This is a genomic window from Actinoplanes octamycinicus, from assembly GCF_014205225.1.
Lineage (GTDB): Bacteria > Actinomycetota > Actinomycetes > Mycobacteriales > Micromonosporaceae > Actinoplanes > Actinoplanes octamycinicus.
On record NZ_JACHNB010000001.1, the window covers coordinates 9,311,623 to 9,336,401 of the forward strand.

Genomic DNA, 24,779 nt, shown 5'->3' on the forward strand with positions numbered 1-24,779 from the left:
CCACGGTGGCCGTCATGAGCATGGAGATGGCGGCCTGGAACTCGATGTACCACGCGATGAACCAGCAGGACGACAAGCGTCCGTTCTCGCTGGCGACGTTACGGCGGATAGCCGGGTTCGCCCGGCCACACCGGCGGGCGCTCACCGGCTTCCTGCTGGTCAGCGTGGTCACCGCGTTCCTCGCGGTGGCCGGGCCGGTGCTGGCCGGCCGGGTGGTCGACGCGATCGTCGAGGGCCGGGACACCGAGCTGGTGGTGATGCTCGCGGTGGCGATCGCGGTGGTCGCGCTCGGCGAGTCCGGGCTCGGGCTGGTGCAGCGGTGGTTCTCGGCGCGGATCGGCGAGGGGCTGATCCTGGACCTGCGCACCGCGGTCTTCGACCACGTGCAGCGGATGCCGATCGCCTTCTTCACCCGGACCCGGACCGGCGCGCTGGTCAGCCGGCTCAACAACGACGTGATCGGGGCGCAGCGGGCGTTCAGCGACACCCTCTCCGGGGTGGTCGGCAACCTGGTCACGCTGATCCTGACGCTGATCGTGATGGTCGGCATCTCCTGGCAGATCACCCTGCTCGCGCTGGCCCTGCTGCCGATCTTCGTGCTGCCGGCCCGGCGGATGGGCGGCCGGCTGGCCAAGCTGGAGCGCGAGGCGGCCGAGCACAACGCGGCGATGAACACCCAGATGACCGAGCGGTTCTCGGCGCCCGGCGCGACCCTGGTCAAGCTCTACGGCCGGCCGGAGGCGGAATCGGCCGAGTTCGCCGCCCGGGCCCGCCGGGTCCGCGACATCGGCGTGCGCACCGCGATGGCCCAGTGGGTGTTCCTGACCGCGCTGGTCTCGGTCTCCGGGCTGGCGGTCGCCCTGGTCTACGGCCTGGGCGGCTACTACGCGCTGCGCGGCACCCTGGACCCGGGCAACGTGGTCGCGCTGGCCATCCTGCTCACCCGGCTCTACGCCCCGCTCACCTCGCTGGCCAGTGCTCGGGTCGAGGTGATGAGCGCACTGGTCAGCTTCGAGCGGGTGTTCGAGGTGCTCGACCTGAAACCGCTGATCGAGGAGAAGCCGGACGCCCGGGCGGTGCCGGACGGGCCGGTGTCGGTCGAGTTCGACGGGGTCACGTTCGCCTACCCGGCCGCCGACCAGGTGTCGCTCGCCTCGCTGGAGGAGGTGGCGACGCTGGACACCCGGGGCGGGGCGGAGGTGCTGCACGGGGTGTCGTTCAAGGCCGAGCCGGGTCAGATGGTCGCCCTGGTCGGCTCGTCCGGGGCCGGCAAGTCGACGATGGCCAGCCTGCTTCCCCGGCTCTACGACGCCGGGTCCGGGGCGGTCCGGCTGGCCGGGGTGGACGTGCGGGACCTGACCGCCGGGTCGCTGCGCGCCACGCTCGGCATGGTCACCCAGGACGGGCACCTGTTCCACGACACGGTCCGGGCGAATTTGCTGCTGGCCCGGCCGGAGGCGACCGAGGAGGAGATCTGGGAGGTGCTGCGCCGGGCGCACATCGCCGACCTGATCGCGTCGCTCCCGGACGGCCTGGACACGGTGATCGGCGAGCGCGGGTACCGGCTCTCCGGCGGCGAGCGGCAGCGCCTCACCATCGCCCGCCTGCTGCTGGCCCGGCCGCGGGTGGTGGTCCTGGACGAGGCCACCGCGCACCTCGACTCGACCTCCGAGCAGGCGGTGCAGGCCGCGCTCGGTGAGGCGCTGGCCGGCCGGACCGCGGTGGTGATCGCGCACCGCCTGTCCACGGTCCGGGCCGCCGACCAGATCCTGGTGATCGAGGACGGCCGGGTCGCCGAGCGCGGCACCCACGCGGAGCTGCTCGAGGCGGGCGGCCGGTACGAGGAGCTCTACCGGACGCAGTTCGCCGCGGTCTGACCCGTTCGATCCGCCGCGGTCTGACCCGTTCCCTCCGCGGCGGTCGTCCGATCCCGGAAGCCGTCGGGGCGGACCCGCACCCCGTCGATCACCTTGCGGCGGCCGTCGTGCAGCAGGCTGAGGTCCAGGCCGGGCACGCGGTCGCCGTGGTCGAGACCGGCCACCCGCTCGGCCAGCGCGCGGGCGTCGACCAGCTCGGTGAAGACGTCGCGGAGCGCGGCCACGTCCTCGTCCGGCAGGAACAGCACCCCCTGGGCCCGGCTGGCCTGCAGGACCCGGGCGGCGACCGGATGCCGCTCGGCGTGATAGGTGTCGAGCAGTTCGTCGCCGGCCTCGCCGCGGATCACCTCGGCGAGCTTCCAGCCCAGGTTGACGGCGTCCTGCAGGCCCAAGTTCAGGCCCTGCCCACCGGCCGGCGAGTGGATGTGCGCCGCGTCGCCGGCCAGAAACACCCGCCCTGACCGATACCGCACAGCCTGCCGGGTGGCGTCGGTGAACCGGCTGGCCCACCGCACCTCCGCCAGCGTCAGGCCGTCGCGGGCCAGCGCCTCGGCGAGCTCGGTGTCCGGGATCGGGTCGTCCCGTCCGGCGGCCGTCTGCGCGGGCCCGGCCGCCAGCATCCGGAACACGCCGTCGCCGAGCGGCAGCACGGTCAGCAGGCCGTCGCCCCGCGGCGCCGGCAACTCCCAGCCGCTCGGCCCGCCGTCAGCCAGCGTCACGTCCGCCACCAGCGCACACACCCGTGCGTCCCGACCCTCAAAGGCCACCCCCGACTGCTTGCGTACGACACTCCGCGCCCCGTCGCAGCCGACCAGCCAGGACGCCCGCTCCCCGTCGACGTCGACTCCCGCCGCGTCCTGGTGGAACGCGGTCACCGCGCTGCCGTAGCGGATCTCGGCGCCGAGCGACAGCGCCCACCGGGCCAGCCGCTCCTCGACCCGGGCCTGCGGGATGCCGACCTGGTAGGGATGCGGGGTGTCCAATCCGGAATAGTCCAGCGGGATCCCGGCGAAGTGGCCGCGCGGCAGCAGCACCGGCGCCTGGGCCAGGATGTCGTCGAGCAGCCCGCGCGAGGCGAGCACCTCGGCCGAGCGGGGCTGCAGGTTGAGCGCCTTGGACTGGCCGGTGCGGGCGGTCAGCCGTTCCCGCACCAGCACCCGGGCCCCGCCGAGGGCCAGCTCCCCGGCCAGCATCAGCCCGGTCGGCCCGGCCCCCACGATGATCACGTCATGATCGGTCATACCGAGCCCTCCCTGGCATGTTCTCCGGCCCCTCGCATGTGGCGTTCGCTGGTCGGTGCGGCCGGCGGGGCGGTCATGCCCTCAGGTCCTTCTTCTTCGTGTAGTACAGATGGAAGATCAAGGTCGGGACGAGGATCACCGGCCAGCTGGCGTTGAGCACGGCGGGGGCCAGGTCGAGCGGCATCAGGTAGGCCGCGAGAACGGTGACGACCACGTTGAGCAGAGTGGCGCAGCCCCAGACGAAGGTGAGCAGCCGCAGCGCGAACCGGAAGTCGCGGTCGGTGTCCCAGCGGCTCTCCCAGGCGCGCAGGCCCTCGGGGCCGACCTTGGTGCGCACGAAGGCGCGGATCAGGTACATCAGCGCGGGGCGGCCGGCCCCGACCGAGGCGAGCAGCCAGACGCCGATCAGGCCGGCGATCAGGCCGCCCCAGGCGTCGCGGATCAGCATGGTGCGCGGGTCGCCGGTCATCGCCGAGACGCCGACGCTGAGAGCGACCGCGGAGAGCACGAACAGGGCCAGGAAGTCGACCTTGCGAGATCTGACGAACCGGGCGATCACCACCACGGCGGGGACGGTCGCCGAGATCAGCAGCGACCACCACTGGTCGACGCCGGCGGCCCGCAGACCGTAGTAGACAGCGAGCGGCAGACCGAAGTCGATCAGCAGGGGCAGCAGCAGTGCGATGCGGCTCGGCGTCTTCACGGGCTTCTTCGCGGGGGCGGCCGGCGCGGTCATGCGGGGTCCCCCTGCGGGTGGCTCGGATGGATGGGCTTCGGCGAGGCGGCCGGGATGGTCATACGGGATCCTTCCGGATGGCGCGGGTGAAGAGCGCGACCAGCTCGGCCGCGTAGGCGTGCGGGTCGAGGCCGGGGCGCCCGGCGGCGGCGTCGATCGCGGCCCGCACGGTGGTCGCCATGACGGCGGCGTCGAACTCGCGGAACTCCCCGGCCGCCTGGCCCTCGCGGAACATCGCGGCCAGCCGCGACTCCGGGTCGTCGACCTCCTCGGGCCGCACCAGCATGGCGCCGTCGTCGGTGCGGGCGCTCATCGCGATCTCCAGGTACGCCCGGATGGCGGCCGGGCGCTCGACGAAGAACTCCAGGTTCGACTCGATGTAGGTGGCCAGCAGCTCCAGACGGTCCCCGGTGACCGCCCGCAGCCGCTTGCCCATGAAATCGGCGGCCTCTGCGAAGACCGCGGCGACCACCGCCCGGACCAGGTCGGCCTTGTCGTCGAAGTGGTACGAGATCAGCCGGGTGCTGCTGATCCCGGCCCGCTTGGCGATCCGGGCGAAGGAGGCGTTGCCATAGCCCAGCTCCGCGATGGTGTCGATCGCGGCGCTGACGATCTGGGCGCGCCGGGCACCGGTCGCCACCGTGTCGTTTACTCGCATGAGTAAATTTTTACTCGCCTGAGTAATGGACGTCAACGCCTTTCCTTGCGAGAGCACTGCTCTTGACAAGGAGCGCCGCTACGGAGTTCACTGATTTCAACAGAGAGCACTGCTCTCGAAACGAGGAGGACGACATGCGGTACCTGGCACCGAAGCGGGCGACGAACCTGTTCAACGACTTCGCCAAGTGGCTGACCGCGCACGGCGTGAGCCTGATGGGCAGCCGGGTGCTGGCGGTCCGCGGGCGCAAGAGCGGCGAGGTGCGGACGACCGTGGTGAACGTGTTCGAGCACGACGGCGAGCGCTATCTGCTGGCGCCGCGCGGGCACACCCAGTGGGTGCGCAACCTGCGGGCGGCCGGCGCCGGCGAGCTGCGGCTGGGGCGGCGCCGCCAGGGTTTCACCCCGGTCGAGATGGCGGACCGGGACAAGCCCGAGCTGATCCGGCTCTACCTGCGCAAGTGGGCGTGGGAGACGGGGGCGTTCTTCGACGGGCTCAAGGCGGACTCGCCGGAGGCCGACATCGCGGCGGCCGCCCCCGGCTTCCCGGTCTTCAAGATCGTCCCGAAGTGAGTCGGCGGATCGCGTCGCGGTTTTCCCGGCTGGTCCTCACGGGTGTCTCGGCCGGGCCGAGACACCCGTGAGGACCAGCCGGGGGGACCGTGAGTCGCGCGGCCGTCCGGGCCCCGAGCTTTCGCGCGTCTCAGCAGACCGCGCTCACCTTGCCGTCGTTCCAGCGCCAGATCGTGCCGTGCTGGAAGTGCTGGTAGCGGCCGCGGCGGTCCGGGGTGGCCGACTCCTCGTCGGTCGGGTATCCGATGCAGCCCGCCTCGCCCCGGTTGCCGCGCCACAGGTCGAGGATGTGCCCGGTGACCGCGTGCGCGCCGGTCGCCGGGGACCAGTAGATCGAGCCGCCGGCGAACTGCTGCATCCGGCCGCCGTCGGCCGCGGACTGCTCGATGCCGAGCGGGCAGCCGAGCCGGCCCTTGTTCGAGCCGAGCGACACGTATCGCGCCAGGATCCCGCCGTGCACCCGGAGCCGGCAGTAGGTCGCGCTCTTGTCCGAGGACTCGCTCTCCTCGGCGTGCGCGGACGGGGTCACACCGAGCACGGCGATGAGGCCTAGCGTGACGGCTGTCAGTGCTCCGAGTTTCATAGCAATCCATACCGTTGAGGGTGTTTACTTCACCTTCGTACCATTGCCGACTTGGTGAAGTGCGAGTTTCGCCCCAGGATCATCCGGCTCGTCGCTTGGTGGGGCACCTGTTCCGCAACCACCGGATTCAGCCCGGCGGTCGCCGGGCGGCCCGGTGTCCGGCGGACCTCGCGGGCCGCCACGGGACGGCCGCCTGCGGTTGGGGGCGGCCCAGCCCGTACCGAAAAAAATGGGGTGGCGTCCTGCTGGCTGATCACCGCGACCACAGGCTTGGTTTCGCCGACTAGCATGGCCCGGTGCTTGCCCCGGGGATTGTGCTCAACGGCCGCTATCAGCTGACCCACCGCATCGCGGCCGGCGGGATGGGCGAGGTGTGGCGCGGCGGGGACCTGCTGCTGCACCGCGAGGTGGCGGTGAAGGTGCTGCTCCCGGCCCTGATGAACGACAACGACTTCATCACCCGGTTCCGGTCCGAGGCGCGGATGATGGCGCAGCTGCGGCACCCGGGGATCGTGCAGGTCTACGACTACGGCGAGAACGCGGTGGTCGACGGCGAGCGGTTCGACTACCTGGTGATGGAGTTCATCGACGGCACGTCGCTGTCGAAGAAGGTCCAGCAGGCCGGGCGGCTGAGCCCGGCCGAGACGATGTCGATCGTGGCCGGGATGGCGGACGCGCTGCACGCGGCGCACCAGTCCGGGATCATCCACCGCGACGTGAAACCGAGCAACCTGCTGGTCCGGCCCGGCGGGGCGATCGTGCTGGTCGACTTCGGGATCGCCCGGTCGGTCGGGATCAGCGGCATCACCAGTACGAACGTGGTGATGGGCTCGGCGCACTACATGGCGCCGGAGCAGGCCGAGGGGCTGCCGGTGACGGCGGCCACCGACGTCTACGCGCTCGGGGCGGTGGCGTTCACCTGCCTGACCGGGCGGCCGCCCTATGTCGGGGACAACCCGCTCGCGGTGCTGGCGCAGCTGGTGCACGGGCAGCCGCCGGTGCTGCCGCCGGACGTGCCGCGGCCGGTGGCGTCGGTGGTGCTGCGGGCGCTGGCCAAGGATCCGGCGCAGCGGTTCCCCAGCGGGGCGGCGCTGGCCGACGCGGCGCGGAACGCGGGACGGCCGGCGCCCGGGCCTGGGGGCTGGGGGACGCAGACGGTTCAGCAGCAGGTTTCCGCACCTACTTTTCCGACATTTCCGGTTCAGCAGCCGGGCCCTCCCGGCGGGTTCCGGGCGGGGTCGGCGCCGGTCGCGGCGGCTCCGACCGCGTCGGGGGCCACGTTCGTCCCGCCTTCCCGCCCGGACAAGCCGGGCAAGTCACGAAATCTCGCTCTTGTCGGTGGTGCGCTGGCGCTGATCGTCCTCGGCGTCGGGATCATGCTGGCGACCCGGCCCGACAAGGGGCAGGCGGACAGCCAGGGCGTGCCGGCCGGCGGCGTCCAGGCGCAGGCCGGGGCCGATCAGCAGCTGCCCGGGGAGGCCGAGGACGAGGTGCTGCCGGCGCCCACCCCGACCAAGAAGAACGGCAAGCGCGACAAGGACCAGAAGCCGAAGCCGGGCGCGAGCGAACCGTCCGCCGACCCGTCGGCGGACGGGCCGGGCGACGAGTCCCCGTCGCCCGACCCGAGCACGGCCACCCCGGAGGAGACCGAGGAGCCGAACAAGTACACCCCCACCCAGGTGTGCGGCAGCGACTTCACGGTGTCCGACCAGCACAACCTGAAGTCCGCCGCGGGCGTCGTGAAGGGCAAGATCTACCTGCTCTACCGCGCCTCGGACGGGTCGAACTGCGTGGTGACGATGCGGACCGCCGGACTGGCCAAGAAGGGCGCGGCGTCGGCCTTCCTCGAGGTGCAGGGCAAGAGCGGGAAGACCGACAGCGGCTCGTTCCAGTACTACGCCGGGCCGGTCACCGCGGTGGCCAAGGCGACCTGCGTGAAGTGGGGCGGCTCGGTCGGCACGCTCTCCTGGACCAGCGGGTTCGAGCACTGCGACTAGGTCCGTCCTGGATCTTTCTCAGGGCCAGCCGCCGCCGGTCGATCAAAGCGGCATGACCGGTGGACGGGTGCGTGCGGCGCGGGCCGCGCTGATCGGCCTCACCGTCGGCGTGCTCGCGCTGGCCGGGCTGGCCGCCTTCGGCATCGGCGGCTACCCGGCCGTCGGCGCGGTGCTCGTCGCCGACCTGGCGATGCTGGCGGTGTGCGCCCGGGCGTTGTTCGGCAGCGCGCCCGAGGAACGCGAGCAGCCACTGCACGACGGGCTGACCGGCCTGCCGAACCGGGCGATGATGACCGCGGCCGTGGAACGCGCCCTGCCGGTCGCCGCCGCCGGGCAGGAGCCGGCCGGCCTGCTGGTCTTCGACGTGGACGACCTGACCGACGTGAACTACTCGCTCGGCCAGCGGATCGGCGACCTGCTGCTCACCGAGGTGGCGTCCCGGCTGTCCGCCGCGGTGCGCGACACCGACACGGTGGCCCGGGTCGGCGACGACGAGTTCGCCGTGCTGCTCCCCCGGATCGGTTCGGCGGCGGCCTGCCTGGAGACCGCCCGCCGGCTGCTGGACGCCGTCCGCGGCCCGGCCGACCTGGACGGCTTCCAGGTCCGGATCAGCGCCGCGGTCGGCGCGGCCGTCTATCCGGCGCACGCCGCCACCCCGACGGAACTCTTCCAACGCGCCGAGACCGCGATGCGCACGGCCAAACAGTCCCGCTCGGCCACCGCGATGTTCGGCCCGGAACCCAGCCCGGACGACCGCCGCGCGCTGCCCTCCCGCTGATCAGATCCGGTCGATCTCGGTGAGGTCGATGTCGATGGGGAACGGCACGGTCAACGTGACCCGGTCATGGAATATCCCGAGAGGCGCGTACTGCCGGGTGGCGGGGTCGAGTTCGTACGCATAGAGAATGACCTTGCCGGCACCGTCCTCGACACGCCAGAAGTACTCAATCCCGGCCTCAGCATAGAGTTGGGGCTTGCGCTTCCGGTCGCGCTCCTCCGAGTCGGGCGAGACGACCTCGACGACCAGCGCGACCGCGTCGGCCGGATACCAGGTGGCCGCTGAGTCGATCTCGGCGTCGGCGTGGACCAGCATCACATCGGGTTCCAAGCGCTGACGCGGCCCGAGCACGACCGACATCTCCCGCCGGGCCCGGTAGTGATCCCAGGGAGCCAGTCGGGCAAGCGCATTCTCCAGCAGACGCAGCGCCTTCATGTGGAAGAGCTGCTGCGGACTCATGGTGACGATGGCTCCGTCGATGAGTTCGGTGTGTGGCGGCAGACCGGGAAGCCGATCCAGGTCGTCAGCGAAATAGCCCTCCGCCGGAGGCCGTTGCCACTCGGCCAGCGGTTCGGCACTCATGCATTCGACCCCCCTGATGGTGACTGACTTCCACGGCAGAGCCTACCCGTCGAAGAGCCGGAACGACTGATGGCGAGCAGCGAGGCGTGGCCTTCCGGAGTCAGCCCAGGAGGTCGGGACGCTGCCAGGGTTGACCGTGGACGTGGTGGGCCAGGAAGGCGAAGACCGTCTCGTACCAGACCTTGGCGTGGCCCGGGGTGAGGATCCAGTGGTTCTCGGTCGGGAAGAAGAGGAAGCGGTGCGGGCTGGCGCCGTCCGCGGCCTTCGACCGGGACAGCAGGTCCCACCAGAGGCGCAGCGACTCACCGATCGGCACCCGGTAGTCCTTGTCCCCGTGGATCACCAGCATCGGCGTGGTGATCCGGTCGGCGAACCGGTGCGGTGAGTTCACCTCGTTCGCCTCCGGGGTCATCTCACGGGTCCAGTAGAACGACGCGTCCGTGGTGCCCATCATCTGGTCCAGCGCCCACAGCGAGGCGTGCGTGACGATCGCCGCGAACCGGTCGGTGTGCCCGGCGATCCAGTTCGCCATGTAGCCGCCGAAGCTGCCACCCATCGCCGCGACCCGGGTCTCGTCGATGTCGGCGCGCTGCTCGGCGGCGTCGGTGATGGTCATCAGATCGGTGTACGGCGCCGCGCCCCACGCGCCCCAGCCGCGCCTGATGAACTCCAGCCCGTAGCCGGTGGACAACGCCGGGTCGGGCAGCAACACCGCGTAGCCCCGGGCCACCGCGAGCCACGGGTTCCACCGCCAGGACCAGGAACTCCACGAGGCCAGCGGCCCGCCGTGGATCCACAGCAGCAGCGGCGCCGGCCGATCCGGGCCGGCCGAGTCCGGCAGCGCCAGCCAGGCGCGCAGCGGGGTGCCGTCTTCGGCGGTGGCGGTCACCTCGGCCACCCGCCCCGGGATCGGCAGGTCGTCGACCGGGCTGAGCAGGCGCTCCACCGCCGGGGTGCCCTCCACCGAGACCCGGACCGGGACGGCCGGGCTGTCGGTGGCCGAGCGCAGCGCGTAGATCGACCGGCCGTCCGGGGCCACCTCGAAGTCGGTGTACGACCCGTCGTCGGTGGTCAGCCGGGTGGGCTGGCCGGTACGCGCGTCCACCCGCCACAGCGGAGCCCGCCCGTGATGGTCGGCGGCCACGATCAGCGCCGCGCCGTCCGGCATCCAGCGCAGGCCGGTCGGCCAGCGGTCCCACGACCCGGTCAGCTCCCGGACCGGGCCGCCGGCCAGCGGCACCAGGGCCAGCCAGCGGTCGCCCGGATCCGCGGCGGTCGACCGGCGGTAGACCACGACGGCCACCTGGGTGCCGTCCGGCGAGATGCGCGGCGCCTCGTACTCGTACTCGGCGTCGTCGGCCAGGGTGCGGCGCTCGCCGGTCGCCACGTCGATCGCCACCAGGGTGTAGCGCTGCGACCCGGCCGGCTCGGCGACCGCCCAGGTGGCGACCACGGTCCGGCCGTCCGGGGCGAGATCCCAGCTCGCCATGTCGCCGAGCGCGCGGCCGACGTGCCCGGTCAGGTCGGTCAGCTCCGGCTGCTCGGCGTCGCCGAGACGGGCGGTGAGCAGCCGGGTGCGGTCCGGGCCGAACGCCTCGTCCCAGTGCCGGATCGGGTAGTCCTCGTAGAGCACCGCGGTGACGCCGGCGTCCTTGCGCTTCTTCCGGAACTCCCGGTCGTCGTCCGGGTCGGCCGAGGTGGCCGCCAGCGCCGAGCCGAACACCACGGTGCCGCCGGTGCCGGCCACCAGGCCGCGGACACCGCCGGGCGGGGACGTCACCACCCGGGCGTCGCCGCCGCCGGCGGGCAGCAGCCACAGTGAACTCACCGGCTCGTCGCCGGGATCGTCCGCCGGGTCCGGCCGGGCCGAGGTGAACAGCAGATCGCCGTCCGCGGTGAAGGCGGCCGCGGTCTCCCCCTTGTCGCTGCGGGTGAGCCGGCGGGCCGGACGGGCGCCCGCCGGGTCCACCTCCCAGAGCGCGGTGACGTAGCGGTTCCTCTTACGGTCCGGGGTGCTCACCCCGACCACCAGCCGGCGACCGTCCGGGGACAGTCGCAGGCCGGTGATCCGGGGCAGGGCGACGTAGGCATCGAGGTCAGCGAAAGGGGCCGAACGGTCATCGATGATCACTCGGTCTTTCTATCACTCGGGCACCCGTTCCGGCCGAAAGGTCAGTCGTCGTCGCGACCGTGGTGACGGTCCTTGCCGCCCTTGTCGTCGCCGCCCTTGCCGCTCTTGCCGCCTTTGTCGTCGTGGCCCTTGTCGTCGGAGGCCCGGCTGCCGCCCTTGTCGTCGCCGGCTTCGGTGCTGCGGGTGCGGCTACCGCCCTTGTCGTCACCCGGCTCGGCGCTGCGGGTGCGGTTACCGCCCTTGTCATCGCCCGGCTCGGCGTGACGGGTGCGGCTACCGCCCTTGTCGTCACCCGGCTCGGCGTGACGGGTGCGGCTACCGCCCTTGTCATCGGCGCCCCGGCTCCGGCCGCCCTTGTCGTCGGCGCCCCGGCTCCGGCCACCCTTGTCATCGGCGCTGGCCGAGGCGCTCGGCGAGGCGCTCGGCGACACCCGGACCTCCGCGCCGCCCTTGATCCGGTGCCGGAGCACCGCCCCGGTGGCGCTGTCCACGTCGATGTCGTGCTCCACCCCGCCGACGATCACGTCGACGTCCCAGACCAGCACGCCGTGCTCGGTCTCCCGCTCCACCGACTCGACCGAGCCGCCGCCGGCCGCCCGGATGGCGATCGCCTTGGCCGCTTCGACGCTGATGGCGACGGAGCTGCTGGCGTACGTCGAAGAGGACGAGGCCGAAGGCGCAGCCGAGGCCGAGAAGCCCCGGTCGCCGGCGAATGCGGCGCCGGCCGCGCCGATGACGGCGAACGCGCCGGTGGCCAGGACGATAGCGGTGCGAATCTTGAACATGTGTGAAACCTCCAGTCGATCCGTTGGGGAAGACCTTCGCCGCAAGATCGCTATCCGCACGCTGTCCGATCGTTAAGGCACGGCTAAGACCCTTTCCCGGTACGCCTCCGTCCCGCCCCGCCCGTCCCGCGCGACGTCACCGCCGCTCACGGCCGCCGCGCGCCACCGGCCAGCCCTCACCCCGGACCGAGACAAGCCGCACCTCCCCACCCCGCTCCACCCCGACCAGTTCCTCCCCCTCACCGGGCCGCACCTCCCACTCCGCGCCGCCCGGCTTCCTGCCCCGGCCGGGTTCCGCCTCCCGATCCGCGCCGCCCGGCGTCCCGCCCCGGCCGGCTTGCGCCTCCTGATCCCCGCCACCCGGCTTCCTGCCCCGCCCGGCTTGCGCCTCCCGATCCGCGCCGCCCGGCTTCCGGCCCCGGCCGGGCAGGACTCGGGTGACGATCGTGGACAACAGCAGCCAACCGGCCGCGACCAGGGTGATCGCCGGACCGGCCGCGACGTTCCCGTGTGCCGACGCATACAGGCCGGCCAGGCCCGCGAGGACCCCGAAGAGCACGGCCAGCACGGTGATCACCGGAAGCCGGTCGGACCAGAGGCGGGCCGCCGCGGCCGGGGCCACGATCAGCGCCACAGCCAGGAAGGTGCCCGCCGCCGGAACCGTCACGACCACCGTGACCTGCACGATGAGCAGCAACATCAGGTCCCAGAACGGCACCCTCACCCCGGCCGCCCGCGCCCCGGCCGGGTCGAACCCGCTGAACCTCAGCGGCCGGGCGAAGGCCACCAGCAGCCCGGCCACCACGATCAGCACGACCCCCGTGGTGATGAGATCGCGGTCGCCGACGGTGAGGATCGAACCGGTCAGCACGGCGGACAGGTCCTTGCCGAACCCGTTCCGGCTCGCCACCAGCGCCGCACCCAACGCGAACCCGGCGGACAGCAGCACCCCGGTCGCCGCCGTCGCCCCCTGCCCGGCGCGACGGCTGAGCGCCACCACCCCAAGGGTCACCACGGTGCCGGCCACCACCCCGCCGACCAGGATGTTCACGCCGAGCAGCGCGGCGGCGACCACCCCCGGGAAGGTCGCGTGGGTCAACGCCATCGTGAAGAACGACAACCGCCGCACCACCACCTGCACGCCGACGACCGCCCCCAGCGTCCCGGCCAGCACCGCCTCGACCACCGCCCGATGCACCGCGTCGTCCCACCAGCTCACGCCGTCCTCCCCGCACTCACACCCGCCCGCCCGCCCGAACCACCGGAGGCAGCCGTCCGCCCGCCGCCGAGAGATCCGTCCTGCCCCGCACAGCCGGCAGTCCCGTCCAGCCCCGCCACGCCCACCGGCCCGTCCGGCCCCGCGCCGCCCGCCGGTACAGGCGGTCGGCTGGCCCTCACGGGTGCCTCAGCCCCCGCGAGACACCCCTCAGCACCAGCCGAGACCCGGCAGCCAACAGCCGACCGCACGGAAACGCCTCCCGGTGCGGACGCCCGGCTGGGACTGACAGGTGCCTCCGGCCCTACGAGACACCCCTCAGCCCCAGCCGAGACCCGGCAGCCAACAGCCGACCGCACGGAAACGCCTCCCGGTGCGGACGCCCGGCTGGGACTGACAGGTGCCTCCGGCCCTACGAGACACCCCTCAGCACCAGCCGAAACCCGGCAGCCAACAGCCGACCGCACGGAAACGCCTCCCGGTGCGGACGCCCGGCTGGGACTGACAGGTCCCTCCGGCCCTACGAGACACCCCTCAGGACCAGCCGAGACCCGGCAGCCAACAGCCGACAGTGGGGTGGGACGGGTCTCGGCGGCGGCGGGGGCCCGGCGGAGGGCGGCGGTGGCGAGGGCGAGCAGGTAGGCGAGGACCAGGAGCAGGACGACCGTGGGGGCGGCGCCGAGTGGCACCCCGTGGTCGACCGACGCGGTCCAGCTCAGCCACAGGCCGAGTGGGCCGGCGAGCAGGATCAGGGCGGTGCTGAGCAGGACGATCGGGATCGGGCGGGTGGACACCAGGCGGGCGGCGGCGGGCGGGACCACCAGCAGGGCGACCACCAGGATGGTGCCGACCGCCTGGACGGTGGCTACCACGACGAGGGCGACCAGGACGTTGAGCCAGAGGTCGAGCCAGGACGCGCGGTATCCGGCGGCTGCGGCGCCGGCCGGGTCGAAGGCCCGGAAGAGGAGGGCGCGGGCGAGCATCGCGAGTCCGGCGAGGATCAGGGCGACCAGGACGGCGGTTGCGGCGACCTGGGCCGGTGACACGGTGAGCAGCCGGCCGAAGAGGAAGGCGGTCAGGTCCGCGGTGTAGGACGGCTTCCGGGACACCAGCGCCACGCCGATCGCGAACATCGAGGTGAGCAGGACCGCCGTGGCGGCGTCGTCGGTGACGCCGCCACGGCGGGTGATCAGGGTCAGCACCACGGCGGTGAGCAGCGCGGCGGTCAGCGCGCCGGCCAGCAGCCCGGAGGCGCCGCCGGCCAGGAAGCCGATCACCACCCCGGGGAAGACGGTGTGGGTGAGCGCGTCCGCGGTGAACGACAGCCGCCGGGCGAAGACGAAGAACCCGACCGGCCCGCACACCAGCCCGAGCAGCAGCAGTTCGGCGAGCGCCCGCCCCATGAACGGCACGGTGAAGGCGGTCACCGTCAGCACCCGCGCGCCGGACGCACGCCGGACGACCGTCCCGCTGCGGGCGCTACCGTCAACGCCCGGCCGACGGACGCGCCGGACGACTCTTCCGCTGCGCGCGCCACCGGCACCGTCCGGCCGACGGACGCGCCGGACGACTCTTCCGCTGCGCGCGCCACCGGCACCGTCCAGCTGACGGACGCGCCGGACGACCCTTCCGCTGCGCGCGCCAGCGGCACCGTCCGGCCGACGGACGCGCCGGACGACCCGCTGGCGGCGGGGGCCACGGTCAGCACGCGGTCGGCGAAGCGCTCCGCGAGGGGCTCGTCGTGGGTGCTCAGGACCAGCGCGGCGCCGGCTGTGGTGAGTTCGGCTAGGACGGTGAGGATGGCCTGCTGGCTCTCCGCGTCGACGCCATTGAACGGCTCGTCCAGCAGCAGCAGCGACGGTTCGGCGGCGATCGCCCGGGCCAGCAGGACGCGCTGCCGCTGGCCGCCGGAGAGCAGTCCGAACCGGACGCCGGCCCGGTCGGCCAGCCCGACCCGGTCCAGCGCGGCGCGGGCGGCCCGGCGGTCGGCCGGGCGGGTGGGCCGCCACCAGCCGGTCCGCCGGTAGCGGCCCATCAGCACCACGTGGCCGGCGGTGACCGGGAAGTCCGGGTCGAGGTCGGCGGCCTGCGGGACGTAGCCACACAGGCCGCCTGCCCGGCCGGGGGAGCGGCCGAACACCTCCACCGCGCCGCCGAGCACGGCGGCGAGCCCGAGGACACTCTTGATCAGAGTGGACTTGCCGGCGCCGTTCGGACCGACCAGGGCGAGCCGTTCGCCGGCCCGCAGGTCCAGGTCCAGTCCGGTGAGGACCGCGTTACCCGGGTACCCGATCGTTGCCCGGTTGAATCGCAGGACGGGGTCACCGGGCACGGCGGGCGGGCTCGGGGCGTACCGAAAAGGGGCCGCGACCATCAGCGGCCGGCCAGCGCCGCGGTGATCACCTGGGTGTTGTGGCGTTCGGCGCCGAGGTAGCTGCCCTCCGGGGTGCCGGGCGCGCCGAGGCTGTCGCCGAACAGCGCGTCCTCGCCGCCGATCACCCGGACGCCGGCCTGCTCGGCGATCGCCTCGGCGGTCTTCGGCGGCAGCGAGCTCTCGGTGAAGATGGCCTTGACGCCGGTCGCCTCGATCTTGGCGACCAGGTCGGTGAGCTGCTGGGCGGAGAGTTCCGCGGAGGTGTCCATGCTGGGGATCACCGAGCCGACGAACTGCAGCCGGTAACGGTCGACGTAGTAGCCGAAGGCGTCGTGGTCGGTGACCAGCTTGCGGTCCGCGGCGGGCAGCGCGTCGAAGGCGGCCTGGTTCTCCCGGTCCAGCTCGTCGATCTCGGCGGTGTAGGCCGCGCTGTTCTTCGCGTAGTCGGCGGCGTGCGCCGGATCGGCCGCGGCCAGGCCCTTCTCGATGTTGCCGACCATCAGCCTGGCGTTCTGCGGGTTGTGCCAGATGTGCGGGTCGTCCGGGCGCAGCGCGACGCCCCGGCTGGAGTCGACGACCGGGCCGCGGAATCCGGCCGAGGAGATCGTCGGGGCGAGCCACTCCTCCAGGCCGACGCCGTTCTCGACGACCAGTTCGGCGTCGCTGATCGCCTTGATGTCGGCCGGGGTGGGCTCGTACTCGTGCGGGTCGACGCCGACCTTGATGAGCTGGGTGAGCGTGATGTGGTCGCCGCCGACCGCGCGGGCGAAGTCGGCGACCTCGGGGGTGGTGGCCACGACGGTGAGCCCGGTGGTCCCGGCGGCGTCGGCCTTGGCGTCGGCTTCGCCGCAGGCGGCGAGGGGGATCAGGGCCGTCGCGGCGGCGGTGAGGGCGAGGATGCGGTACCGGTGACTCATGCCCGAAAAGCTAATGGGAACCATTTTCAATTGTCTAATGCGTACCCGTTCATCGATTCAGCGGCGGGCCGCCAGCGCCGCGTGGCGACCCTCCCGCCACAGCGCGCCGGCCTCGCGGAAGCCGGCCGCCCGGGCCACGGCCGCGTGCCAGCCCAGGTCCGCGGTGAAACCGGCGGGCGGGCGATCCCGGAAGAGGTCCGCGCGGGCGGCGAGCAGACCGACGATTTCCGGTACGGCGGTCAGCCCGCTCCACCACTGCGCCCACGCCAGCTCCGCGGCCGCCTCCCCCGGCCCGGGGTCGAGCACCCGCATCACCTCGGGCAGCCCGTCGTCGGGCATCAGGTCGGCGACCACCAGCAGGCCACCGGGCGCCAGCGCGTCCCGGGCCGCGGCGTACAGCGACCGGATCACCGCCGGCGTCAGGTAGTGCACCGTCATCACCACGGTGACCAGGTCGTATCCGCCTCCGGCAGCGGCCGGCCAGGCGGGTGAGGTCAGGTCGGCGCGGACCACCCCGATCTCCGGTGGCAGGCCGGCCCGGGCGACTTCGAGCAGTACCGGGTCGACGTCGAGCAGGGTGACCGCGGCGTCCGGCCAGCGCCCGGCCATCCGCTCGGCGAACACTCCGGGACCGCCGCCGAGGTCGAGCACCCGGGCCGGCGGGGCGCCGCGGACCGCCTCGACGGCGGTGGCGATGACCCGTTCCAGGGCGGGCAGGCCCGGGACGAAGCCGAGCATCATCGCGTCCCAGGCGGCCCGCCAGCCGGCGACACGGGCGGGGTCGAGGGCGATCGGCGTCATGACGGCTGCTTTCGTGACGGCACGGAAATGACAACCGTTTTTAACAGACCCCGGTTGCGCGTCAGCCGGAATTCAGGTCCGCGAGTCGCTCCAGCAGGCGGTCGATCTCCTGGACGGTGTTGTAGGCGTGCAGGCTCACCCGTACCGAAGAGGCTTTCTCGCCCTGATCGCCCTGGCAGTGACCGTCGGAGCGGACCAGCAGGCCGTCCGCGGCCAGGATGAAGCCGAGATCGGCGGAGCCGATCTCGCGGTGCCGGAAGGTGACGATGCCCTGCCGGCGCTGGACGTCGGAGGCGGCCGCGAGGCTGTGCTGACAGCCGAGGACCTGGTAGGCGCCGAGACCGGACAGGCCGTCGGTGAGCCGCGCGCCGAGCTCCCGGGTCCAGTCCGCGATCCGGTCCACGCCGGCCGCGTCCAGCCAGTCCAGGGCGGCGACCAGGCTGACGATCCCGCTGGTGTTCGGGGTGCCCGGCCAGCCGGCCGGGACGTACTCCGGGCCACGCTGGTTGCGGGCCCAGACCGCGCCGGTGCCGGGCAGGGCCATCGCCTTGTGCCCGGAGAAGACCAGGAAGTCGACGTCCAGGCCGGCGACCGAGATCGGCAGGTGGCCGACGCTCTGCGCGGCGTCCAGGCAGATCGGCACGTCCGGGCCGGCGGCGGCGCGCAGCCGGGACACGTGCATGTCGTTGCCGTAGACGTGGTGCACGTGGGTGGCCGCGATCAGCCTGGTCCGCGGGGTGACCAGGGCGGCGAGCCGGGCGGTGTCGTAGTCGTGGGCGGCGTCGTAGGGCATGGCACGCAGGGTGACCTGCACGCCACGGGCGCGGGCCAGGGCGGCGGCCTCGTGCCAGGGGACGATGTTGGCGTTGTGGTCGGCGTACGGCACCACGATCTCGTCGCCGTCGCGCAGCTGCGGGGCCAGCCAGTCGCGGGCGACCGCGCGCAGCCCCTCGGTGGCGCCGCTGACGAAGTGGACGCCGGAGCGGGCCGGGACCGGGTCGCCGAGGAAGGCGCGGACCCGGTCCCGGGCCTGCTCGACCCGAGCCGTGGTGCGGTTGGCCCACGGGTACGTACCCCGGGCGGCGTTCGCGTTCTCGCTGGTCAGGTACTCCATGACGGCGGTCAGGACGGGTTGTGGCTTCTGTGCGGTGGCGGCGCTGTCCAGGTAGGCGATGTCCGGGTGCGCGGCCACGATCGGGAACTGGGCGCGCAGCTCGCGTTGCCAGTCGGTCATCGGACCAGCTCGAGTCCGGCGTCGCGCCAGGCGATGATCCCGCCGGTCAGCGACTGCACGTCGGGGTGACCCATCCGGCGCAGCAGGGCGGCGAACCGGGCCGACTTCTCCCCCACCGGGCAGACCAGCAGCACCGGGCGGTGCCGGCTGACCGGCAGGCCGGCGTGCAGCAGGTCGGCGAAGACCTCGTCGACGATGTTGACCGAGCCGGGGATGTGCAGCGCCTGGAACGCGTACGGGCTGCGCAGGTCGACCACCAGCGCGTTGGTCGAGGCGATCCAGCACTGGGCGGCGCGGGCGTCGAGGACCGGGGCGGCGGCCAGCTCGGCGTCGGTCAGGGTGCCGGTGGCGTTGCGCCGGGGCGGGCGGCCGAACAGCTCGGGGCGGCGCTCCCGGACGTACGAAAGGTAGCTCTCCAGCCGGTCGCAGACGATGAACACGGCGGTCTTCCGGCTGGTCAGCTCGGCGTCGACGGTACGCAACCGGCGGACCGCGCCGGCGAACGCCCCGCCGCCGGTCGGCCCGGTCAGGATCCCGCACCGGCGGACCAGCGTGAGCAGTCCGTCGATCGCCTCGTCCGCGCTGACCGTCTCGACGGCGTCGTAGACGCCCGGGTCGAAGAGGCCGACCTGCTGCACCTCGTCGATGGTCCGGATCCCCGGGATGAAGTCGCTCTTCGCGGCGACCAGCCCGACCACCTCGACGTCCGGGTCGTGCTGGCGCAGCGCCCGGGCCACCCCGGTGGACGAGCCGGCGGTGCCGACACAGGCCACGAAGTAGTCCGGGGCGCGGCCGTCCAGATCCTTGATGATCTCCGGCCCGGTGCCGTGCAGGTGGGCCTCCACATTGCGCTCGTTGAAGTACTGGTCGGTGTGCAGGTACCGCCCGCCGGAGGTGGCGAGCTGCTGGTGCATCCGGGTGAGCGGGTCCTCGGTGTCGGTCGGGTCGAGGCACTCGGACTGGCCGGGCAGCTCGTCGATCTCCGCGCCGAGCAGCAGCAACAGCTCCTTGATCTCGGGCACCTTCATCCGGTTCGTGACGCTCTTGAACGGCAGCCCGTGCATCCCGGCGAGCAGCGCCAGCGCCTTGGCGGTGTTGCCGCTGGACAACTCGACCAGGGTGGCGCCGGCCGGGGCGCCGGCCAGCAGCGGGCGGGCCATCTGCCAGGCGGCCCGGTCCTTGACCGAGCCGAACGGGTTGAGCATCTCCAGCTTGGCGTAGAGGTCGATGTGGCGCAGGCCGTGCACGGCCGGGTCGATCCGCACGAGCGGGGTGTTGCCGATCGCCTCGGTGATGTCGTCGTGTCTCATGGGGTCTCCTGCCGGGGGTGGACAGGCCAGTACTGCTCGTCGAGGCACCACCGGCGGACGCCGCCGGACCGGTAGACCGCGACCTTGCGGGCCATCGGCTGGTGCAGGGCGTTGGTGGCGCTGAAGTCCATGAAGTAGCCGGCCGTGTTGACGAAGGCGAGCAGGTCGCCGGGGCGGGGCACGACCGGCAGGAACACCTTGCGGCGGGTGATCAGGTCGGCCTCCAGGCAGAGGTTGCCGAGCAGGTGGACGCCGGCCGGCCCGGCCCGCCGATCACCGGTGCGGCGGTCTTCCACGCGCGGGATCACCACCGGGTCCATCTGGACGCCGTGCTCTTCCAGGCTGACGTCGCGGGCGTTGAGATCCAGGCGGACCTCTTCTCCGGTGACCGACAGCACGCGCGTCAGGATCAGGCCGCACTGGTCCAGCAGCGCGCGGCCCGGTTCGACGTCCAGGTCGTACATGTGGTCCAGCAGCAGCTCGCCGAGAGCCCGGCCGCGCTCCGGGGCGGGGGTGCCGAGCAGGCGGTCCAGGTAGGCCGCCCCGGCCACCGGCCGATATGACGGATACAGCGCGAGATTTCCGCGCAGGGTGCCGGTCTCGGCGCGCAGGCCGTACCCGTGCCCCTCCCAGGTCAGCGCCGGCCGCCGCCCGAGCACGGCCTGACCCAGTTCGGTCGTCCACCGCTCCCACTCGGCGCCGTCGGCCAGGTAGTTCACGCCGAAGCCGCCACCGATGTCGAGCGAGCGCGGCCGCAGCCCGCGGGCCCGGCACTCGTCGAGCGCGGCCAGGCAGCTCTCCAGCGCGACCGCCTTCTCCGGCAGCTCGACGGTGTCCAGGTGGTAGGCCACGCCGGTCAGCTCGACCTGGTCGGCCCGCTTCTCCAGCAGGTCGAGCAGGTCGGTGAGCTCCCCGGCCGGGGTGCCGAAGCGGCTGCGCCGGGTCAGCACCCGGACCCCGGACGAGGCGAATCCGGACAGCCGCAGGCTGACCGGGACCCGGGGCAGCCGGTGCCCGGCCACGATGCCGGCGAGCTCGGCGAGCTCGTCCGGGGAATCGACGCTCACGGTCACCCCGGCACGGGCGGCCAGCCAGAGGAATTCGCGGTTCTTCGGCCCGGTCGCGACGATCCGGCCGGGGGTGAATCCGGCACCGAGCGCGTGTTGCAACTCGCCGAGCGAGGCCACGTCGACACCGGCGTCACCGGCGGCGAGCTCGCGCAGGATCGCGCTGGAGCGGTTGGCCTTGTGCGCGTAGTAGAGGCGGCCGGTCAGGCGGTGACGACGATACGTCTCGCGGAAGGCGTGCACGTTTTTCGTCACCCGCTGCGGCAGGAGGACGCCGAGCGGGGAGCCCAGCGCATCCAGCAGTTCGGCCAGGAAGTCACGGTCGTCGAGCAGGGACTGGAGGGTCGTATCGATTTTAGGCGTCAGACTGAGCATCTGCGTCTCCCGATTTCACCGGCGTTTTTTCAACGTAACTGACAACCGGATTCGTGACCAGTCCGGGATCGGGTGAATGCCGTGTCAATGGATCTGTCGGTGATTCAGCAGAATGCGCATATGAGCACGTGTTAATGGGTGCCGCCGGCCCGCCCCGCGCCTATTCACTCATCCGTTGACTGCCATTGCGGAAAAGTGCGAGGTGTCGTTCTGCCACCCGGCGTCTTCCGAAGCCGGGTTGAAAACCGTACGTACGTCTTGTTAGATCGACGCATGCGCGTCCTCCTCCTCGCCACGCTGATCAACGCGTTCGGCAACGGCGCCTACCTGACCACCAGCGTGCTGTTCCTGACCACGGTCGCCGGGCTCAGCCCCGCGATGATCGCGATCGGACTCAGCGCCGGGGCCGGGGCCGGCGTGCTGTCCACCACCCCGCTCGGCTACCTCGCCGACCGGTACGGCCCGAAACGACTGTCCATCCTGGCCGTGCTGGTGCTCGCGGGCGCCTACACGGCCCTGCTCACGGTGCACTCGGCGGTGCCGTTCGTGCTGCTCTCCTGTGTGATCGCGGTGGCCACCGCGCTGGCCAAGGGCGCCAACGGGGCGCTCGCCGCCGGGGTGGTGCCGGCCGCCGAGCGGCTCCGGATGCGCGCCAGGATGCGGAGCCTGACCAATGCCGGCATGGGCTTGGGCACGCTGGCCGGGAGCGTGCCGCTGCTGGTCCAGGGGGATGTCGCGTACGTCGTGATCCTGCTCGTCAACGCGATGACGTTCCTGGTCGCGGCCCTGCTGCTGACCCGCGCCCCGCAGGTCGCCCGGCAGACCACGCCAGCCGGCGGACCGCGCCTGGTGGCGTTGCGGGACCGGGCGTTCCTCGGCTTCGCGGCCCTCGACGGGCTGCTCACCAGCACCTACAACGACCTGCTCGGGCTCGGCCTGCCGCTGTGGCTGGCCACCGGAGCGCACGCCCCGCTCTGGCTGATCTCGGTCACCCTGGTGATCAACACGGCCGGCTGCGTGCTGCTGCAGGTGCGGATGGCCCGCGACGTGTCCGGGCTGGCCGCGGCCCGCCGGTCCGCGGTGCGCGGCAGCGTGGTGATCGCGGCGGCCTGCGCGGTGATCGCGGCCGGCGCCGGCCGGTCACCGTGGCTGGCCGGGACGCTGATCGCGGTGGCCGCGGTGATCCACGTGCTCGGCGAGGTGCAGCTGTCCACCGGCAGCTGGGGCATCGTCTTCGAGCTGGCGCCGACCTGGGCGCAGGGCCAGTACCAGGGCGCCTACTTCGCCGGCCGCGGCCTGGGCGACATGGTCGCGCCGCCGCTGGTCACCGCGTGCGTGCTCGGCCTGCACACCTACGGCTGGCTCCTGCTCGGCGCCTTCTTCGCCCTCGGCGGCCTCCTCTACGGCCCGGTCACCCGCTGGGCCGCCCGCACCCGCCCCGCCGGCCACCCCACCCCCGCCCCCTCCCTCATCTGACCGCCCCCTCCCCGCCGTCGCGGGCACGCGAGGTAGGCCCGGCCCCAGGCAGTCCCGCGCCTCACGGTTCCCCGGCTGTGCCTCACGGGTGTCTCAGGGCCGTCGAGACACCCGTGAGAGCCAGCCCAACCACCGCAAGCCGCGCCGCAACCCGGACCACAACGCGCCTCGCGGGTTCCCGGGCTGGGCCTCACGGGTGCCTCAGGGCCATCGAGACACCCGTGAGAGCCAGCCCAACCACCGCAAGCCGCGCCGCAACCCGGACCACAACGCGCCTCGCGGGTTCCCGGGCTGGGCCTCACGGGTGCCTCAGGGCCATCGAGACACCCGTGAGAGCCAGCCCAACCACCGCAAGCCGCGCCGCAACCCGGACCACAACGCGCCTCACGGTTCCCCGGGCTGGGCCTCACGGGTGCCTCAGGGCCATCGAGACACCCGTGAGAGCCAGCCCAACCACCGCAAGCCGCGCCGCAACCCGGACCACAACGCGCCTCACGGTTCCCCGGGCTGGGCCTCACGGGTGCCTCAGGGCCATCGAGACACCCGTGAGAGCCAGCCCAACCACCGCAAGCCGCGCCGCAACCCGGACCACAACGCGCCTCACGGTTCCCCGGGCTGGGCCTCACGGGTGCCTCAGGGCCGTCGAGACACCCGTGGGGGCCAGCCGCACTACCGTGAGCGGCGCTGCGGTCTGGGGACGGGCGGGTCTGGCGTACCGGAGGGTCAGCAGTGCGGGGACCAGCCGTCGGCGCCGCGGAGGAAGTCGGCGATGTCGTTGCCGGCCGCCTCGGACGGCGTGAGCTGGGGGCGGTCCGGGGACGCGATCGCGCCCGGGCCGGTGTTGCGGAACTCGGCGAGACGGGCCTGCCTCCAGGGCCAGGTGCCGAAGTCGCTCCAGGCCGTGGCGCCGATGTGCGCACCGATCCAGGAGTTGCGGATGATCGTCTCGCCGATGGCGTTCGGATCGTTGCTCGGGTGCCAGGGGCGGCCCAGGTACACGGTGCCGGCGGGCGCGTCGGAGGTGAGGCGGCAGTGGGCGAAGAGCAGGCCGTGCGGGTTCGCGATGTCGGTGCTCGGCGCGGTGACGTAGCCGTTGGGCGTGCTGCCCCGGTTGAGCGAGTGGATCCGGCAGCGATCGAAGACGGCCGTGGCGCGCCCGAAGATGAAGTCGACGTCGCCCTCCACGTAGCAGTCGCGGAAGTAGGCGCGGGCGATCACCCCGGCCGCGGTGCTGTTGACGTAGAGGGTGTCCTGGTTCGCCAGGAAACGGACCCGCTCGAAGACCAGCCGGTCGGCCCGGGTGAGCACGGCGACCGCCTGCCGGTTGGTGATCTCCGGATGGGCGGCCTCGTCGAACAGGTTCGCGAAGGTCAGGTTGGCGGCCCGGAAGCCGGCGCCGCTGATCGTGACCGAGGCGCTGCCGGAGGTGCCCCACGGGGTGCCGTCCGGCTTGAGGGTGCCGTTGGCACGGTCGTCGGCGATCAGGACCTCGGCCGGCGCGCGGCCGAGGCCGCGCAATTCCAGATTGGTCTTCTCCGCCGGCACGATCACCTGCCCGAGGTAGCCGCCGGGCCGGACCCCGATCCGGTACGGCGTGAGCGCACCGGCCGGCGCCGCGTCGATCGCCGCCTGAACGGTCGTGACATCGCCGGAGCCGTCCGCGGCGACGATCAGGTCATACCGCGGATGACGCGGTCCCGCCGCGCGGTCGTCGCGACCGGGAGTAGCGCCCGGAGCGGCGCCGGCCGGGCCGGACCAGGCGACGGCAGCACCGGCGCCGAGCGTGGCGGAGAGTTCGAGGAAGTGTCGACGGCGCATCATGGCCTCCCGGCCCGAGCTGGAGGAAAGGGCTTTCCTCACGGCACCGTAGGCGACCCGATCCAGCCTCGTCAACGACCGGTTCCGCACCACGTCGGGAGTCACGGTGTTGCGCGCCCCGGATCGAATCGCGGCCGGTTCGGTCACGTGGCCCTGGACAACCATCCCCTTCGGGTACGAGGTCACGTCGCCCAGCGGCGGCCTCGACTTTCGTCACCAACAGCTACTCGGCGTCGGCGAGCTGACCATCC

Annotated in this window: 21 protein-coding genes; 5 read left to right on the top strand and 16 right to left on the bottom strand. The window is 72.8% G+C overall.

All coding sequences use genetic code 11. The features are described 5' to 3' along the window. Positions 1–14 precede the first annotated feature (14 nt). The gene (locus BJY16_RS42195) at positions 15–1,877 is read left to right on the top strand and encodes an ABC transporter ATP-binding protein (RefSeq protein ID WP_185045243.1); all 1,863 of its coding nucleotides are present in this window, start codon (positions 15–17) and stop codon (positions 1,875–1,877) included. Here BJY16_RS42195 and BJY16_RS42200 read toward each other — a convergent pair. The 3 genes from BJY16_RS42200 to BJY16_RS42210 form a co-directional block, all read right to left on the bottom strand. Then, positions 1,850–3,118: an FAD-dependent monooxygenase gene (locus BJY16_RS42200; RefSeq protein WP_185045244.1), complete on the bottom strand. Its 1,269-nt coding sequence runs from the start codon at positions 3,116–3,118 to the stop codon at positions 1,850–1,852. The genes BJY16_RS42195 and BJY16_RS42200 overlap by 28 nt on opposite strands. 73 nt (positions 3,119–3,191) lie before the next feature. Next, positions 3,192–3,821 (bottom strand): VC0807 family protein, encoded by a 630-nt coding sequence (locus BJY16_RS42205; protein ID WP_203758813.1) that lies wholly within the window; start codon positions 3,819–3,821, stop codon positions 3,192–3,194. 91 nt (positions 3,822–3,912) lie between these two features. Then, on the bottom strand, positions 3,913–4,512 hold the full coding sequence (locus tag BJY16_RS42210; RefSeq protein WP_185045248.1) for a TetR/AcrR family transcriptional regulator: 600 nt from the start codon (positions 4,510–4,512) through the stop codon (positions 3,913–3,915). A gap of 134 nt (positions 4,513–4,646) precedes the next feature. On the opposite strand from BJY16_RS42210, the gene BJY16_RS42215 reads away from it, so the two are divergent. Then, positions 4,647–5,084, top strand: a complete 438-nt coding sequence (locus BJY16_RS42215; protein ID WP_185045250.1) for a nitroreductase family deazaflavin-dependent oxidoreductase — start codon at positions 4,647–4,649, stop codon at positions 5,082–5,084. A gap of 130 nt (positions 5,085–5,214) precedes the next feature. Here BJY16_RS42215 and BJY16_RS42220 read toward each other — a convergent pair whose 3' ends face one another. Further along, positions 5,215–5,622: an LGFP repeat-containing protein gene (locus tag BJY16_RS42220; protein WP_185045251.1), complete on the bottom strand. Its 408-nt coding sequence runs from the start codon at positions 5,620–5,622 to the stop codon at positions 5,215–5,217. A gap of 341 nt (positions 5,623–5,963) precedes the next feature. Here BJY16_RS42220 and BJY16_RS42225 point away from each other — a divergent pair, with 341 nt between their 5' ends. Together BJY16_RS42225 and BJY16_RS42230 are read left to right on the top strand one after the other, a co-directional pair. Then, positions 5,964–7,664 (top strand): serine/threonine-protein kinase, encoded by a 1,701-nt coding sequence (locus tag BJY16_RS42225; RefSeq protein ID WP_185045253.1) that lies wholly within the window; start codon positions 5,964–5,966, stop codon positions 7,662–7,664. Positions 7,665–7,716: 52 nt separating this feature from the next. Beyond that, entirely contained in the window at positions 7,717–8,442 is a 726-nt protein-coding gene (locus tag BJY16_RS42230) for a GGDEF domain-containing protein (RefSeq protein WP_185045255.1), read from the top strand. Here the strand turns inward: BJY16_RS42230 and BJY16_RS42235 are convergent, their stop codons facing one another. From BJY16_RS42235 to BJY16_RS42285, 11 genes are all read right to left on the bottom strand, one after another. Beyond that, a complete protein-coding gene (locus tag BJY16_RS42235; protein ID WP_185045257.1) occupies positions 8,443–9,024 on the bottom strand; it encodes a Uma2 family endonuclease in 582 nt (193 codons plus the stop codon). Between the two features lie 100 nt (positions 9,025–9,124). Then, positions 9,125–11,155, bottom strand: coding sequence for a S9 family peptidase (locus BJY16_RS48830; protein WP_185045259.1), 2,031 nt, complete (start codon positions 11,153–11,155; stop codon positions 9,125–9,127). A 41-nt stretch (positions 11,156–11,196) separates the two neighbouring features. Continuing rightward, positions 11,197–11,940: a PepSY domain-containing protein gene (locus tag BJY16_RS42245; RefSeq protein ID WP_185045261.1), complete on the bottom strand. Its 744-nt coding sequence runs from the start codon at positions 11,938–11,940 to the stop codon at positions 11,197–11,199. A 136-nt stretch (positions 11,941–12,076) separates the two neighbouring features. Beyond that, complete coding sequence (locus tag BJY16_RS42250) at positions 12,077–13,159, bottom strand: metal ABC transporter permease (protein WP_203758814.1); 1,083 nt, start codon at positions 13,157–13,159, stop codon at positions 12,077–12,079. Continuing rightward, positions 13,156–14,583: a metal ABC transporter permease gene (locus BJY16_RS42255; RefSeq protein WP_311775351.1), complete on the bottom strand. Its 1,428-nt coding sequence runs from the start codon at positions 14,581–14,583 to the stop codon at positions 13,156–13,158. Before BJY16_RS42255 ends, BJY16_RS42250 begins: the two co-directional genes overlap by 4 nt. Positions 14,584–14,585: 2 nt before the next feature. Continuing rightward, positions 14,586–15,488 carry a metal ABC transporter ATP-binding protein gene (locus BJY16_RS42260; protein ID WP_239176672.1) on the bottom strand — a complete coding sequence of 301 codons (903 nt, stop codon included), beginning with the start codon at positions 15,486–15,488 and terminating at the stop codon, positions 14,586–14,588. Positions 15,489–15,529: 41 nt separating this feature from the next. Continuing rightward, a complete protein-coding gene (locus BJY16_RS42265) occupies positions 15,530–16,447 on the bottom strand; it encodes a metal ABC transporter substrate-binding protein (protein ID WP_185045263.1) in 918 nt (305 codons plus the stop codon). A 57-nt stretch (positions 16,448–16,504) separates the two neighbouring features. Beyond that, positions 16,505–17,248 (bottom strand): class I SAM-dependent methyltransferase, encoded by a 744-nt coding sequence (locus BJY16_RS42270; protein ID WP_221502104.1) that lies wholly within the window; start codon positions 17,246–17,248, stop codon positions 16,505–16,507. 61 nt (positions 17,249–17,309) lie between these two features. Further along, complete coding sequence (locus BJY16_RS42275; RefSeq protein WP_185045265.1) at positions 17,310–18,482, bottom strand: aminotransferase class V-fold PLP-dependent enzyme; 1,173 nt, start codon at positions 18,480–18,482, stop codon at positions 17,310–17,312. Beyond that, a complete protein-coding gene (locus tag BJY16_RS42280; RefSeq protein ID WP_185045267.1) occupies positions 18,479–19,792 on the bottom strand; it encodes a pyridoxal-phosphate dependent enzyme in 1,314 nt (437 codons plus the stop codon). Before BJY16_RS42280 ends, BJY16_RS42275 begins: the two co-directional genes overlap by 4 nt. After that, positions 19,789–21,234 (bottom strand): alanine racemase, encoded by a 1,446-nt coding sequence (locus tag BJY16_RS42285; protein ID WP_185045269.1) that lies wholly within the window; start codon positions 21,232–21,234, stop codon positions 19,789–19,791. Before BJY16_RS42285 ends, BJY16_RS42280 begins: the two co-directional genes overlap by 4 nt. Before the next feature lie 273 nt (positions 21,235–21,507). Between BJY16_RS42285 and BJY16_RS42290 the strand changes: the two genes are divergently transcribed. Then, entirely contained in the window at positions 21,508–22,710 is a 1,203-nt protein-coding gene (locus tag BJY16_RS42290) for an MFS transporter (RefSeq protein ID WP_185045271.1), read from the top strand. A 723-nt stretch (positions 22,711–23,433) separates the two neighbouring features. Here BJY16_RS42290 and BJY16_RS42295 read toward each other — a convergent pair. Continuing rightward, on the bottom strand, positions 23,434–24,528 hold the full coding sequence (locus BJY16_RS42295) for a pectinesterase family protein (protein WP_185045273.1): 1,095 nt from the start codon (positions 24,526–24,528) through the stop codon (positions 23,434–23,436). Positions 24,529–24,779 lie beyond the last annotated feature (251 nt).

Excerpts from the sequence above, each read along its gene's own strand:
- BJY16_RS42230 (WP_185045255.1), top strand. The coding sequence starts at position 7,717 with ATGACCGGTGGACGGGTGCGTGCGGCGCGGGCCGCGCTGATCGGCCTC.
- BJY16_RS42270 (WP_221502104.1), bottom strand. The coding sequence starts at position 17,248 with ATGACGCCGATCGCCCTCGACCCCGCCCGTGTCGCCGGCTGGCGGGCC.
- BJY16_RS42290 (WP_185045271.1), top strand. The coding sequence starts at position 21,508 with ATGCGCGTCCTCCTCCTCGCCACGCTGATCAACGCGTTCGGCAACGGC.
- BJY16_RS42265 (WP_185045263.1), bottom strand. The coding sequence starts at position 16,447 with ATGAGTCACCGGTACCGCATCCTCGCCCTCACCGCCGCCGCGACGGCC.
- BJY16_RS42200 (WP_185045244.1), bottom strand. The coding sequence starts at position 3,118 with ATGACCGATCATGACGTGATCATCGTGGGGGCCGGGCCGACCGGGCTG.
- BJY16_RS42235 (WP_185045257.1), bottom strand. The coding sequence starts at position 9,024 with ATGAGTGCCGAACCGCTGGCCGAGTGGCAACGGCCTCCGGCGGAGGGC.
- BJY16_RS42285 (WP_185045269.1), bottom strand. The coding sequence starts at position 21,234 with ATGCTCAGTCTGACGCCTAAAATCGATACGACCCTCCAGTCCCTGCTC.
- BJY16_RS42280 (WP_185045267.1), bottom strand. The coding sequence starts at position 19,792 with ATGAGACACGACGACATCACCGAGGCGATCGGCAACACCCCGCTCGTG.
- BJY16_RS42295 (WP_185045273.1), bottom strand. The coding sequence starts at position 24,528 with ATGCGCCGTCGACACTTCCTCGAACTCTCCGCCACGCTCGGCGCCGGT.
- BJY16_RS42195 (WP_185045243.1), top strand. The coding sequence starts at position 15 with ATGAGCATGGAGATGGCGGCCTGGAACTCGATGTACCACGCGATGAAC.
- BJY16_RS42210 (WP_185045248.1), bottom strand. The coding sequence starts at position 4,512 with ATGCGAGTAAACGACACGGTGGCGACCGGTGCCCGGCGCGCCCAGATC.
- BJY16_RS42245 (WP_185045261.1), bottom strand. The coding sequence starts at position 11,940 with ATGTTCAAGATTCGCACCGCTATCGTCCTGGCCACCGGCGCGTTCGCC.
- BJY16_RS42275 (WP_185045265.1), bottom strand. The coding sequence starts at position 18,482 with ATGACCGACTGGCAACGCGAGCTGCGCGCCCAGTTCCCGATCGTGGCC.
- BJY16_RS42215 (WP_185045250.1), top strand. The coding sequence starts at position 4,647 with ATGCGGTACCTGGCACCGAAGCGGGCGACGAACCTGTTCAACGACTTC.